This window comes from Bacteroides graminisolvens (assembly GCF_963666085.1).
GTDB classification, from domain to species: Bacteria; Bacteroidota; Bacteroidia; order Bacteroidales; family Bacteroidaceae; genus Bacteroides; species Bacteroides graminisolvens.
Window position 1 is genome coordinate 1,400,568 of the sequence record NZ_OY762556.1, and the last position, 14,643, is coordinate 1,415,210.

At 38.5% G+C, this 14,643-nt stretch carries 11 protein-coding genes; 8 read left to right on the forward strand and 3 right to left on the reverse strand.

Translation table 11 applies throughout. From position 1 onward, the window contains the following. Positions 1 to 169 precede the first annotated feature (169 nt). The 8 genes from abc-f (at position 170) to rodA (ending at position 11,698) form a co-directional block, all read left to right on the forward strand. Positions 170 to 2,122 (forward strand): ribosomal protection-like ABC-F family protein, encoded by a 1,953-nt coding sequence (abc-f, locus tag ACKPCE_RS05750; protein ID WP_319504478.1) that lies wholly within the window; start codon positions 170 to 172, stop codon positions 2,120 to 2,122. A gap of 101 nt (positions 2,123 to 2,223) precedes the next feature. Further along, entirely contained in the window at positions 2,224 to 4,257 is a 2,034-nt protein-coding gene (locus ACKPCE_RS05755) for a M13 family metallopeptidase (RefSeq protein ID WP_319505927.1), read from the forward strand. A 147-nt stretch (positions 4,258 to 4,404) separates the two neighbouring features. After that, positions 4,405 to 5,928, forward strand: coding sequence for a bifunctional phosphoribosylaminoimidazolecarboxamide formyltransferase/IMP cyclohydrolase (gene purH, locus ACKPCE_RS05760; protein ID WP_319504479.1), 1,524 nt, complete (start codon positions 4,405 to 4,407; stop codon positions 5,926 to 5,928). A 14-nt stretch (positions 5,929 to 5,942) separates the two neighbouring features. Further along, a complete protein-coding gene (locus ACKPCE_RS05765; protein WP_024997294.1) occupies positions 5,943 to 6,965 on the forward strand; it encodes a rod shape-determining protein in 1,023 nt (340 codons plus the stop codon). A 90-nt stretch (positions 6,966 to 7,055) separates the two neighbouring features. Beyond that, positions 7,056 to 7,901 carry a rod shape-determining protein MreC gene (mreC, locus tag ACKPCE_RS05770; protein WP_276993593.1) on the forward strand — a complete coding sequence of 282 codons (846 nt, stop codon included), beginning with the start codon at positions 7,056 to 7,058 and terminating at the stop codon, positions 7,899 to 7,901. Beyond that, positions 7,898 to 8,395: a rod shape-determining protein MreD gene (gene mreD / locus ACKPCE_RS05775; RefSeq protein WP_024997292.1), complete on the forward strand. Its 498-nt coding sequence runs from the start codon at positions 7,898 to 7,900 to the stop codon at positions 8,393 to 8,395. The genes mreC and mreD overlap by 4 nt, the downstream gene beginning before the upstream one ends. 2 nt (positions 8,396 to 8,397) lie before the next feature. Further along, on the forward strand, positions 8,398 to 10,263 hold the full coding sequence (mrdA, locus tag ACKPCE_RS05780; RefSeq protein WP_319504480.1) for a penicillin-binding protein 2: 1,866 nt from the start codon (positions 8,398 to 8,400) through the stop codon (positions 10,261 to 10,263). Further along, positions 10,244 to 11,698: a rod shape-determining protein RodA gene (rodA, locus tag ACKPCE_RS05785; RefSeq protein WP_024997291.1), complete on the forward strand. Its 1,455-nt coding sequence runs from the start codon at positions 10,244 to 10,246 to the stop codon at positions 11,696 to 11,698. Before mrdA ends, rodA begins: the two co-directional genes overlap by 20 nt. Before the next feature lie 8 nt (positions 11,699 to 11,706). Here the strand turns inward: rodA and ACKPCE_RS05790 are convergent, their stop codons facing one another. Genes ACKPCE_RS05790 through ACKPCE_RS05800 form a run of 3 tightly spaced genes read right to left on the reverse strand, consistent with a single transcriptional unit; the run spans position 11,707 to position 14,642 of the window. Next, positions 11,707 to 12,171, reverse strand: coding sequence for a gliding motility lipoprotein GldH (locus tag ACKPCE_RS05790; protein ID WP_319504481.1), 465 nt, complete (start codon positions 12,169 to 12,171; stop codon positions 11,707 to 11,709). Continuing rightward, entirely contained in the window at positions 12,149 to 13,468 is a 1,320-nt protein-coding gene (locus tag ACKPCE_RS05795; RefSeq protein ID WP_319504482.1) for a PSP1 domain-containing protein, read from the reverse strand. Before ACKPCE_RS05795 ends, ACKPCE_RS05790 begins: the two co-directional genes overlap by 23 nt. A gap of 49 nt (positions 13,469 to 13,517) precedes the next feature. Next, positions 13,518 to 14,642 (reverse strand): DNA polymerase III subunit, encoded by a 1,125-nt coding sequence (locus ACKPCE_RS05800; RefSeq protein ID WP_027318170.1) that lies wholly within the window; start codon positions 14,640 to 14,642, stop codon positions 13,518 to 13,520. Position 14,643 lies beyond the last annotated feature (1 nt).

A 14,643-nucleotide genomic window follows, 5' to 3' on the forward strand; every position in this document is an offset into this window, starting at 1 on the left:
AGGATTAGTTGAGGCTGCTTCGCATAGAGGCAGCCTCTTTCTATATAATAAGGTGTGTTGCTTTGAAATTTGTTTTTTGATTGGTGACTCAGGCTTTATAGATGCTTGATAGTTAAATAAATATTCAAGAATTCATTATCTTTGCCGTTCGTACAAAAAGGATAAATGAATGATTTCAGTTGAAGGTTTAAAAGTAGAATTTAACGCCACTCCGCTATTTGAAGACGTTACCTATGTTATAAATAAGAAAGATAGAATTGCATTGGTCGGCAAGAATGGTGCCGGTAAGTCGACTATGCTTAAAATATTGGCAGGTTTGCAACAACCTACTTCCGGTGTTGTAGCTTTACCTAAAGACACGACCATTGGATACTTGCCCCAGGTCATGGTACTTGCCGATAAAAATACGGTGATGCAAGAAGCTGAGAAAGCTTTCGAACATATTTTTGATATGCAGAAAGAGCTGGAGCGCATGAATCAGGAGCTGGCTGAACGTACCGACTATGAATCAGAAGATTACCATAAACTCATTGACCGGTTTACACATGAGAATGAACGCTTCTTGATGATGGGCGGCACCAATTTCCATGCAGAAATAGAACGGACTCTAGTGGGCTTGGGATTTAAAAGAGAAGACTTTGATCGTCCCACTTCCGAATTTAGTGGCGGTTGGCGTATGCGTATTGAATTAGCTAAATTATTGCTTCGTCAGCCCGACGTTTTGTTATTGGATGAACCGACCAACCATTTGGATATAGAATCAATTCAGTGGTTGGAGACATTTCTTTCTACCCGTGCCAATGCGGTTGTGCTGGTGAGTCACGACCGGGCCTTTATTAATAATGTGACGACTCGTACCATTGAGATTTCGTGCGGACACATTTATGATTATAAGGTGTCTTATGATCAATATGTTATTCTACGTAAGGAGCGTCGCGAGCAACAACTGCGTGCGTACGAAAACCAACAAAAACAAATACAGGATACGGAAGATTTCATTGAGCGCTTCCGTTATAAGGCTACGAAGGCTGTGCAGGTGCAAAGCCGCATCAAGCAACTGGAGAAGATAGAGCGAATTGAAGTGGATGAAGAAGATAATTCGGCTCTGCGTCTCAAATTCCCTCCTGCTTCGCGTTCAGGAAGCTATCCGATTATCTGCGAAGATGTACAGAAGAAGTATGGCAATCATGTTGTTTTCCACGATGTCAATCTTACCATCAATAGGGGCGATAAGGTGGCCTTTGTCGGTAAAAATGGTGAAGGAAAATCGACCTTGGTAAAGTGCATTATGAATGAAATTGATTTCGATGGTAAATTAGTCATCGGACACAATGTCCAAATAGGCTACTTTGCCCAAAATCAGGCACAAATGCTTGAAGGTGAACTTACTGTGTTCGATACGATAGACCGTGTCGCTGTGGGTGATATTCGTAATAAAATTCGCGATATACTCGGTGCTTTCATGTTTGGAGGTGAAGCCTCTGATAAGAAAGTAAAGGTATTGTCGGGTGGCGAACGTAGCCGATTAGCTATGATTAAGTTACTTTTACAGCCGGTGAATCTGTTGATACTTGACGAGCCGACCAACCATTTGGATATGCGTTCCAAGGATGTATTGAAAGAAGCAATTCGTGAATTTGAGGGGACGGTAATTTTAGTTAGCCATGACCGTGACTTTTTAGATGGACTGGCGACTAAAGTATATGAGTTCGGTAGCGGATTGGTAAAAGAACATCTGGGAGGAATCTATGAATTCCTGCAAAGGAAAAAATTGGAAGACTTGAATGAACTTCAGAAAAGTATTCCTTCCGGAGGTAGTGCAACTTCAACAATTGCAGATTCACAAGGTGCTGTTTCCGATAACAAACTTTCTTATGAGGCACAAAAAGAACTGAATAAGAAGATAAAGAAAATGGAGAAGCAAGTTGCTGATTGCGAGAAAGCAATTGAAGAACTGGAATCAGCTATAGCGATTGTTGAAACTAAAATGGGCACTGTAGAAGGAGCATCGGATATGTCTCTTTATGAGCAGCATCAAAAACTGAAAATGCAACTTGATAGAACCGTTGAGGAGTGGGAACAATCTTCAATCGAACTGGATGAAATAAAAACAAATGGATGATTAAAAACGTTTTTTTGATTATCTATAGATATAAACCCCTATTTATTAACTAAACAGATTTGAGTCTCTTGAAGGCTCGGTATGTATATTGTTATTTTATGATGAAAGTGAGAAATTATTTACCAATTTTGGCGCTGTGCCTGATGGGCACAAGCTGTGGTAGCAATAAAGATGCTACACTATCCTCGGGTATTGATGTGGCAAACTTGGATACAACTGCTGTTCCCGGAACAAGTTTCTATCAGTTTGCTAATGGTGGTTGGATGCAGAAACATCCTCTAACAAATGAGTATTCACGCTTTGGCTCTTTCGATATGTTGGCCGAAAACAATCGTAAGCAGTTACGTGAATTAATAGAAGAACTGGCAGCTGCAAAGCATGAAAACGGTAGCGTAGCGCAAAAAGTAGGTGATTTATATAATATAGCACTAGATAGTGTGAAATTAAATAAGGAGGGAGCAGCACCTATTAAGGCTGAGTTAGATAAAATTGCGTCGCTCAAAGACAAAGCTCAAATTGTCTCAATGATAGCAGAGATGCAACAAAAAGGTATGTTCCCTTATTTTGTCTTGTATGTCAGTGCCGATGATATGAATAGTACAGTTAATCTGGTACAAACATATCAAGGTGGTATCGGTATGGGTGAACGTGATTATTATCTGGAGAATGATGATAAAACAAAAGAAATACGCGAAAAGTATAAAGAACATGTTGCAAAGATGTTCCGCTTGGCAGGACGCGATGAAGCATCGGCTCAGAAAGCGGTTGAATCAGTAATGAATATTGAAACACGTTTGGCGAAAGCTGCACGTTCCAGAGTGGAACTTCGTAATCCGCGAGCAAATTACAATAAGAAAAGCATAGAGGTGCTGAACAAGGAATATCCGGTACTCGGGTGGAATAGTCTTTTAAAATCTGTAGGACTCTCGGCTGTTAAGGAAATTAATGTAGGACAGCCAAATGCAATGAAAGAGGTGAATGACGTGATCAATTCAGTATCAATGGATCAACAGATTGACTACTTGCAATGGAATGTGATCAATTCAGCTGCTTCTTATTTGAGTGATGATTTTGAACAACAGAACTTCGATTTTTTCGAGAAGACGATGTCTGGCAAACAAGAGCAGCAACCTCGTTGGAAACGTGCCGTAAGTACGGTAAACGGTTCGCTGGGAGAAGCTGTTGGACAAATGTATGTAGAAAAGTATTTTCCTGCCGCAGCCAAAGAGCGCATGGTGACTTTGGTGAAAAATTTGCAAACTTCTTTGGGCGAACGTATTAAGGGTCTTGAATGGATGAGTGAGGCTACCAAGGAAAAGGCTTTGGAAAAACTAGCTACTTTTCATGTGAAGATTGGCTATCCTGACAAATGGAAAGATTATTCTTCTTTAGAAGTGAAGAACGACTCTTATTGGGCAAATATAGAACGTGCCAGTGCATGGCAATATGCCGAAATGGTTGCAAAGGCAGGCAAACCTGTCGATAAGGATGAATGGCTGATGACTCCTCAAACTGTAAATGCCTATTATAACCCTACTACAAACGAAATATGTTTCCCTGCTGGTATATTGCAATATCCTTTCTTTGATATGAATGCAGATGATGCATTTAACTATGGAGCCATTGGGGTTGTGATTGGTCACGAAATGACACACGGCTTTGATGATCAGGGACGCCAGTACGATAAGGATGGAAACCTGAAGGATTGGTGGACTGCCGAAGATGCCAAGAATTTTGAAAAAAGAGCTGCGGTTATGATTAACCATTTTGATAGTATAGAAGTAGCACCAGGAGTACATGCTAATGGTCAGTTTACCTTAGGTGAGAATATTGCCGATCATGGTGGTTTGCAGGTTTCTTTTCAAGCTTTTAAAAAGGCAACATCAGATAAGCCGCTGAATACCGTACAAGGCTTTACTCCTGAACAAAGATTCTTCTTAGCATATGCTAATGTTTGGGCTGGGAATATCCGTCCGGAAGAGATTCTGCGACTGACGAAAATTGATCCGCACTCGTTAGGGAAATGGCGTGTTGACGGAGCTCTTCCTCATATTGCTGCTTGGTATGATGCCTTTGGCGTAACCGAAAAAGATAAGTTGTTTTTGCCTGCTGAGCAACGAGCATCTATCTGGTAAGAATTTGCTTTTTCCACACAAATAGATTAAGCTCCGCTCCTCACACTGAGGAGCGGAGCTTTTTTAGTATTAATTTACACCTTATTTATAACGTTTGATGGAACATATTTTGTAACTTTGCACATCAATTACATAACTCTTAGTAAAATGTCTGGATTGAAGAAAATAAAAACCGCTCTTGTTTCAGTCTATCATAAAGAAGGATTAGACGAAATCATTACAAAACTCCATGAAGACGGAGTTGAATTCCTCTCTACCGGAGGTACACGACAGTTTATTGAATCATTGGGTTACCCTTGTAAAGCTGTGGAAGACCTGACTTCTTATCCTTCAATCTTGGGGGGAAGAGTGAAAACACTTCATCCGAAAGTTTTCGGCGGAATTTTATGTCGTCGTGAACTGGAACAAGACAGACAACAAATAGAGGAATATGAAATCCCCGAAATAGATTTGGTTATTGTTGATTTGTATCCGTTTGAAGCAACAGTGGCTTCGGGGGCTGATGAGGCTACCGTCATAGAAAAGATTGATATCGGCGGGATTTCTTTGATTCGAGCTGCTGCTAAGAATTACAATGATGTGGTGATTGTTGCTTCACAATTGCAATATAAGCCCTTGTTGGATATGTTGATGGAGCATGGTGCAACATCTTCGTTGGAAGAGCGTCGCTGGATGGCGAAAGAGGCTTTTGCTGTTTCTTCACATTACGATTCTGCTATTTTTAATTATTTTGATGGAGCAGAAAATTCAGCATTTCGTTGTTCTGCAAATGATCAAAAGGCTCTTCGCTATGGAGAAAATCCTCATCAGAAAGGCTTCTTCTACGGTAATCTAGATGCTATCTTTGATCAGATTCACGGAAAAGAAATTTCTTACAATAACTTGTTGGATATCAATGCAGCTGTTGAGTTGATTGATGAATTTGAAGATCTGACTTTTGCTGTATTGAAGCATAATAATGCATGTGGTTTAGCTTCTCGACCCACTGTATTGGAGGCTTGGAAAGATGCGTTGGCAGGTGATCCAGTGTCGGCTTATGGTGGCGTATTGATTACCAATGCTGTTATTGATAGGGAAGCTGCGGCAGAAATAGATAAAATTTTCTTTGAAGTAATTATTGCGCCCGATTATGATGTCGATGCGCTTGAAATATTGGGTCAGAAAAAAAATAGAATTATTTTAGTCCGTAAAGAACAAAAATTGCCTAAGACTCAATTCCGTTCTTTGTTGAACGGGGTCTTGGTACAAGAAAGAGACTTAAATATAGAAACAACTGCCGATTTAAAGACAGTAACAAATACTATCCCTACAGAACAAGAAATTTCAGACATGCTTTTTGCCAATAAGATTGTAAAAAACAGTAAGTCGAATGCGATTGTTTTAGCAAAGGGAAAGCAATTGTTAGCTAGCGGAGTTGGACAAACTTCGCGTGTTGACGCATTGAAGCAGGCGATAGAGAAAGCGAAAGCTTTTGGATTTGAACTTGAAGGTGCTGTTATGGCATCTGATGCGTTTTTCCCTTTCCCCGATTGTGTTGAAATTGCACACAAGGAAGGTGTAAAGGCGGTAATTCAACCTGGTGGTTCAGTGAGAGACCAACAGACTTTTGATTATTGTAATGAACATGGTGTTGCAATGGTTACCACCGGTATTCGTCATTTTAAACACTAACAAAGAAAATAAAAATGGGATTATTCTCTTTTACTCAGGAAATAGCAATGGACCTTGGGACAGCCAATACAATTATTATCTCAAATGGTAAGATTGTAGTGGATGAACCTTCTGTTGTGGCTTTAGATCGCAGAACCGATAAAATGATTGCGGTTGGCGACAAAGCAAAGATGATGCATGAAAAAACCCACGAGAATATAAAAACAATCCGTCCTTTAAGAGATGGAGTTATTGCAGATTTTTATGCTTGTGAGCAAATGATGCGTGGATTAATAAAAATGGTTAATACCCGTAATCATCTATTTTCTCCTTCATTACGAATGGTGATAGGGGTTCCTTCGGGAAGTACTGAAGTTGAATTGCGTGCTGTACGTGATTCTGCTGAACATGCTGGTGGACGAGATGTGTATTTGCTTTTTGAACCCATGGCGGCAGCTATAGGAATTGGTATTGATGTGGAAGCGCCTGAAGGAAATATGATTGTTGATATAGGTGGTGGATCTACTGAAATTGCAGTTATTTCCTTGGGGGGTATTGTTTCTAATAACTCAATTCGCATAGCAGGTGATGACTTGACTGCGGATATCCAGGAATACATGAGCAGACAGCATAATGTGAAGGTTAGTGAGAGAATGGCCGAACGTATAAAAATAAATGTTGGAGCTGCTTTAACTGAGTTGGGTGATGACGCCCCAGAGGACTATATTGTACATGGGCCTAACCGTATTACGGCTTTGCCTATGGAGGTACCTGTATGTTATCAAGAGGTTGCTCATTGTCTTGAGAAATCTATTTCAAAAATAGAAACGGCCATTTTGAGTGCATTGGAGAAGACTCCGCCAGAACTTTATGCGGATATTGTTCATAACGGTATCTATTTAGCCGGTGGAGGCGCATTGTTAAGAGGTCTTGACAAACGATTAACTGATAAAATCAACATTCCTTTTCATATTGCAGAGGATCCTTTGCATGCAGTAGCAAAAGGAACAGGTGTTGCTTTAAAAAATGTGGATCGTTTTTCATTCTTGATGAGATAAATAAGGCTATTGATAGTGAAAATATGAACGTGCCAATGTATTACGGATGAATGTATCTGTTAATACATTGGCTCTTGACGTCTTAGTGTTATGCGGAATTTACTGAATTTTCTCATTAAATATAACTACTGGTTTGTGTTTCTTTTATTGGAGATAGCTAGTCTGGTTATGTTGTTTCGCTTTAATAATTATCAGCAAAGTGTCTATTTCACCTCTGCGAATGCGATATCAGGCAAGGTATATGCGATCTCGGGAGGGATTACGTCTTATTTTTACTTGAAATCGGCAAATGAAACTCTTCTTGAACGTAATACGATTCTAGAACGTCAACTCACTTTTCTGCGTAATGCATTGAAAGATAGAAATGTAGATTCTCTTGAAATTAATCGTTTAGCAGAACTAAGCAGTAATCAATATAAAACAATTCCGGCGCATGTTATTAACAATAGTTTGAATTTGGTTAATAACTATTTGACACTCGATAAAGGGAAATCAGATGGAATTTTACCTGAGATGGGGGTGATAGGAGAAGAAGGGGTTGTAGGTATTGTTTATATGGCGTCAGAACATTATTCGGTTGTGATTTCTGTGCTCAATAGTAAATCAAACATTAGTTGTAAGATAAAGAACAGCGACTATTTTGGCTATTTGAAGTGGGAGCATGGTGATTCTAGATACGCTTATCTGAAAGATCTTCCTCGACATGCAGAATTTAATTTGGGGGATACAATCATAACGAGTGGATATTCCACTGTCTTTCCCGAAGGGGTGATGGTAGGCACAGTTGATGATATGGCCGATTCTAATGATGGACTTTCTTATTTATTAAAAGTGAAGTTAGCCACTAATTTTGGTAAAATCAGTAATGTGAGGGTTATAACAGATGTTCAGAGGATAGAGCAGGAAGAACTTGAATTAAAAACAAAGGCGCAATGATAATAAATTACATATATCGTATATTATGGTTTGTGGGGTTGGTGCTTTTGCAGGTGCTCATTCTCAATAACATTCATCTCGCAGGATACGCAACCCCTTTTCTTTATACTTACTTTATTTTGAAGTTCCCGTCTTCTGTTTCTCGTAATGAATTATTGTTATGGGCATTCTTTTTAGGCTTAATAATTGATGTCTTTTCAAATACGCCAGGTATTAATGCATCGGCTACTGTCTTGATGGCTTTTGTCAGGCCTCCTTTATTAACTCTGTTTACACCACGTGATAGCTTTGATAATATAGTTCCATCATTTAAAACGATAGGAAATTTCTCTTTTATAAAGTATTTATTAATTTGTTTGTTGATTCACCATGGAGCCTTGTTGACAATTGAATTCTTTTCTTTTGCAGATATAGGATCTCTAATATTGCGAATTGCGTCTAGTACGTTGCTAACGTTGAGTTGTATTTTGGCTTTTGAAGGGGTGAAGAAATAAAAATGGCAAAAGATTATCTTTTAGAAAAACGTAAGTTTGTAATTGGTGGCATAGCTGTATTTATTGTGCTAACCTATATTCTGCGACTTCTTGTTTTGCAGGTAATGACTGATGATTACAAGAAAAATGCAGATAGCAATGCGTTTCTTAAAAAGACTCAATATCCATCTAGAGGAGCTATCTACGACCGAAACGGTAAATTGTTGGTTTTTAACCAGCCAGCATATGATATAACTATTGTTCCTAACGAAATAACGCAGCTGGATACAACTGATTTGTGTAAGACTCTGAACATAACATCTGCATTTTTCTTGAAAAGGATGCTTGATATTCGTGATAGGAAGCAGAACCCAGGTTATTCTAAATATACACATCAGGTTTTTATGACTCAGCTATCGGCAGCGGAGTGTGGTGTGTTTCAAGAAAAACTATTTCGTTTTCCGGGATTTTATATACAGCGTAGAACCATTCGTCAATATGCATATAATGTTGCTGCACATGCTTTGGGAGATATTGGTGAGGTCTCAATGAGAGATATTGAAGAAGATGACTATTATGTGAGGGGGGATTATATAGGAAAACAAGGTGTTGAAAAATCATATGAAAAGTATTTAAGAGGAGAAAAAGGGGTTGAAATTCTTTTAAGAGACGCCCATGGTCGTATTCAAGGGCATTATAAAAACGGCATTTACGATAAAGTACCTATTCCAGGAAAGGATATAACACTAAGTTTAGATGTGGAGCTGCAAACGTTAGGGGAGAAGCTGATGCATGGTAAAATGGGAAGTATAGTGGCTATTGAACCTGAAACGGGCGAGATTCTCTGTTTTGTATCTGCGCCTTCTTATGATCCTATGGTTATGGTAGGACGCCAACGAGGAAAAAATCATCTGGAGTTAGAGAAAGATCCTTTGAAACCATTGTTTAATCGGCCACTTATGGCTGCATACCCCCCCGGATCAACTTTTAAGACTGCTCAAGGAATGATTTTTTTGCAGGAGGGAATTGTAAATGAAAACACCACATTCCCATGTTATCATGGCTTTGTTGTACCTGGCTTGCGTGTTGGCTGTCATGCACATCCTTCGCCTATTCCTTTTATGCCAGCTCTATCTACTTCCTGTAATTCTTATTTTTGTTGGGGATTATATCGAATGATAGATAATAAAAAATACGGTTCTTCTGCTAAAGCGTTAACCGTTTGGAAAGATCATATGGTTTCTATGGGATTTGGATATAAGCTTGGGGTTGACTTACCTGGTGAGAAGCGCGGCTTAATCCCTAATGCACAATTCTATGATAAAATATATGGTAAAGGGAGATGGGGAGGACTTAGAATCATTCATACCTCTATCGGCCAAGGTGAGATATTGCTTACGCCTGTCCAAATGGCAAATTTGGCTGCAACAATAGCGAATAGGGGACATTTTATAACTCCTCATATTGTGAAAAAGATACAGCATGATCAATTAGACAGTTTGTATCGCTTCCCAAGATATACAACAATCTCGCCTCAATACTACGATTTAGTAGTAAAAGGAATGCGCGGAGCGGTTGTAGGAACGGCATATGGCGCAACATGTCGTGGAGCCAATTTACCTGACATTGAGGTGTGCGGCAAAACAGGAACAGCACAAAATAAAGGTAAGGACCACTCTATATTTATGGGATTTGCTCCGATGAATAAACCTAAAATAGCCATTGCCGTTTATGTGGAGAATGCTGGCTTTGGGGCTACGTGGGCCGTTCCTATTGCTTCAGTGTTAATGGAGAAATATTTAAAAGGAACTCTTTCACCCGAACGTATGAAAACTGTTGATGAAATCAGTAACACTAATTTAATTCAGTATGGCTTCAAGGAGTATTAGTCTATGGAAATCAATTGATTGGGTTGCCATTATCATTTATCTTTTGTTGATTACTTGTGGATGGTTTAGTGTTTGTGGTGCGAGTTATGATTACGGCAATCCTGACTTCCTTGATTTTTCAACTCGTGCAGGTAAGCAACTTGTTTGGATTGTATGTTCTTTTGGAATAGGCTTTGTTTTGCTTATGCTTGAAGACAAGTTGTTTGATATGTTTTCTTATTTTATATATATAGGAATGCTGTTACTATTACTGGTAACTATATTCATTGCTCCAGATGTGAAAGGCTCCCGCTCGTGGTTGCAATTAGGACCAGTTAGTTTGCAACCGGCTGAGTTCGCTAAGTTTGCAACTGCGCTTGCCTTGGCAAAATATATGAACTCATATTCGTTTAGTATAAATAAATTGAGGCATTTTGTAGGCTTGCTCGCTATCATTATGGTACCAATGATACTTATCATCATGCAGAGAGAAACAGGCTCAGCTTTGGTTTATTTGGCTTTCTTTCTTGTATTATATAGAGAAGGCATGTCTGGTACGGTCCTTTTTTTAGGACTTTGTGCTGTTTTATATTTTATCATTGGTATTCGCTTTAGCGAATTGTTTATTGCAGAAACGCCTACACCGCTGGGCGAGTTCGTTGTGTTGTGCCTTATTCTTCTGTTTACGGCGAGCATGTTATGGGTTTATCAAAGAAAATGGTTATTGGTAAGAAATATCTTAGGAGTAAGTGTTTTAACTTTGGGATTGTCTTTTTTAGTTTCTGAATACGTTTACGAATTTAATCTGGTTTGGATACTGTGGGCGTTGTGTATTGGTGCAGCGTGTTACTTGTTTTATTTGTACCTAAGCCAACGCTTTCTTTCTTATGCACTTATTGGTTTGTTTACAATTACGTCTATCGGTTTCTTATATTCATGCGATTATGTTTTCAATAAAGTATTGGAACCTCATCAACAAATAAGAATTAAGGTTGTATTAGGCATGGAGGAAGATTTATCAGGAGCCGGTTATAACGTAAATCAATCCAAAATAGCCATTGGCTCTGGAGGATTAACAGGCAAGGGTTTTCTGAATGGAACTCAGACAAAACTGAAGTATGTACCCGAACAAGATACCGATTTTATTTTTTGTACGGTAGGGGAGGAACAGGGTTTTGTTGGCGCTTCAATTGTTCTTCTCCTGTTTTTGATCCTTATTTTAAGATTGATTGCACTCTCTGAAAGGCAACATGGAACCTTCGGGCGTGTGTATGGCTATTCGGTAGTAAGTATATTCCTCTTTCACTTGTTTATTAATATAGGTATGGTATTAGGTCTTACACCCGTAATTGGTATACCTTTACCTTTTTTTAGCTATGGAGGTTCTTCACTTTGGGGATTTAGCATTTTACTGTTCATCTTTTTAAGAATTGATGCGGGTAGAAGTCGCCGTTAGATAAGCCCTTATTCTACTTTAATCCCCACATCATTAATCCCTTTCAGGTAATTATCCTTCATTTCATGAGAAATCTTTATCGTATATTTGCCTGGTTTTACTAGTATATTTTCTCTATATGGAACTGATAGCTCATATAAATCTCCCCATCCTTTACCAATAATTTCTCCTTCTTTATTAATCAGTTGAAACTTAATAGTATCAGTTTGCCAGATGGTAGAATCAGGAATATTGCTTTTTATGCACAAATATAAATCCTGATATGCATACGAGCTCAAATTTCTTATTTGTGCTCGTATGTTATATCGGTAAGCAGTTTCTTTTAGCCCAATTTCAAACGAAAGAGTATCATGTTTGCTCCATCCTTTCGGATTAACATGCTTAAAGCTATGATACACAGAGCCATTTTCACAACTGAATAAAAACAGTGTAGAAAGAGTAATTATAATACTATTCCTTAACTTGCTGATCATCTTTTTTGTTTCTCTCTTGAGGACGAGGAAAATTTCTTCTTCCGTTACGGTCTCTGTTATTTCTATTGGGTTTATTGTGCGAACCTTGTTCTTCTTTTACTTGTTGAGCGTCATTGGGCGCTTGGGCCTGGACTCTAGAATTTTCTTTTTCGTTACGCATTTGCGCCTGCTGAGGCCTGTTATTACTTTTTTTCTTTTTTCTGTTTTGGGAATTATTTGATGTGTTATCACCACTTCCATGACGTTTATCAAAGCGGGTAAGGCTTTCCTGTTCCAGTAAATCGATTGGTTTTTTAGGCTCAGGTTTGCGTTCAGATTCGATTAATGTATCTGGCTTAACCCCTTTTCGATTCATACTTATAATTTCAAAAGCTCTTCTACCACTAATAGTTATCAGATTAGCTGGGAAATTTTTATCTGTTGAATAGCTTATCTGATTTGCCATAATATCTGCCTTGAAGAAATAATAGGTGCCATCTTTAGTTTCTAATTCAATTTCTCTAGATGGCAGTTTCTTTTGGGCTTCGACGTAACTGTCGACTTCATAATTCATGCAACATTTTAATTTGGCGCACTGACCAGCCAACTTCTGTGGATTAAGAGATATGTCCTGGAATCTAGCTGCGCTGGTTGATACAGAGACAAAACTTGTCATCCAGGTTGCGCAACAGAGTTCTCTGCCACAAGGCCCAATACCTCCTATACGGCCAGCTTCCTGACGTGCCCCTATCTGCTTCATCTCGATGCGCACTCTAAATGCTTCGGCAAGTACCTTGATTAATTGACGAAAGTCAACACGCTCATCAGCGATATAGTAAAAAATAGCTTTATTACCGTCGCCTTGATATTCAACATCTCCTATTTTCATGTTAAGATTGAGATTGGCTGCAATCTGTCTAGCCTTAATCATGGTTGCATGTTCTTTGGCTTTGGCTTCATTATATTTTTCCATATCTACAGGCTTTGCTTTGCGGTAGATACGTTTTATTTCAGCATCAGGGCGGTTATTCGCCTTTTTCATTTGCAAAGGTACTAGCTTACCTGTAAGTGTTACTACCCCGATGTCGTGCCCGGGCGTAGCTTCAACGGCGACTGTATCACCTTTCTCAAGCTTTATTTTATTGCTATTTTTATAATACCCCTTACGAGTATTTTTAAATTGAACTTCAACCATATCTGATTCTTCGGCATTATTGGGGACATCTGCCAACCAATCATAAGTATTAAGTTTCTTATCTTGTCGGGAACAACCTTTGCAACAAAGTTTTCCGCTACCGTTATTTAATTTATAATCCATATTGTTTCTTATATTTATAGGGCCTTAGTTTTGATTTTACAATGATACATTATTGTTTTAATAACACAATCATTTTCAAGGAAAAATCAAAAAAAACCATTTTGGCATTTACATTTTGTTCTATATCTCTTTGAGCTTGGCTCAATTCATTCATAATTCCTATAACATTCTTCTCATTAACGAAAGGAGAAAAGCGTTTGGCAAAATTTTCTTCATCGATTGTTAAGTAAGTAAGATCTTTTTGCTTCAGATTAAAGATGAAATTTTCTCGAATCATTTGCTGGCAATAATCAAGCATGTTTTTTTGTTTCTCTCTTCCCATAGCGGCTACGCTTTCGCTCCATATTTTCATTTCCTTTATCTTCCGTTGGTAAGAAAGACGCATTAGGCTAACAAATAAATCAAAAAAAAGCCTTTTTTCTTCATTTAAATGGATGGCATCAAGAGCCTTAACAAAACTTCCATTAGCTGTGTGAGCAATGTTTTGCGCATCTGCTGAAGCAATTGCATATTTGGTCTGTAGTGTATTGGCAATACAACTCTCTTCTATTCGAGGAATATTTAAACGTTGTGTTCTGCTCAATATGGTAGGTAAAATCATCTCTGGATTTTCGGAAACAAGGATGAATATTGTTTTCTGGGGTGGTTCTTCCAGAAGTTTAAGCAATTTATTTGCGCACACTACATGCATCCTTTCAGGTAACCAGATAATTGAAACCTTATGTCCTCCTTCACTTGATTTAAGGCTAAGCTTTCTTATGATCTCATCGCTCTCCCTAGCATAAATTATGGCTTGTGAGTTTTCTGCCTGAAGTTCATTCAGCCAATTGTTTATGCTCATATAGGGCATCTTTTCTAAAAAATGGCGCCAATCGGAAATGTAATCATCGCAAATTTCTTTTTTTGCTTTTGCATTTTTCACGATGGGAAACATGAAATGCAAATCGGGATGTATTAGTTTCTTGAACTTGATGCACGACGGACAAGTTCCGCATGAGTCGGTTGATTGCTTGTTAGTGCAGCAAATGTATTGTGCGTAAGCTATCGCCAATGGAAGTTTTCCAACCCCTTCATTACCACATAAAAGTAGCGCATGAGGAATGCGACCTTCATTTACTTCCTCAATAAGTTTTTGCTTAATGTGGTCTTGTCCTATGACATCTCCGAATTGCATA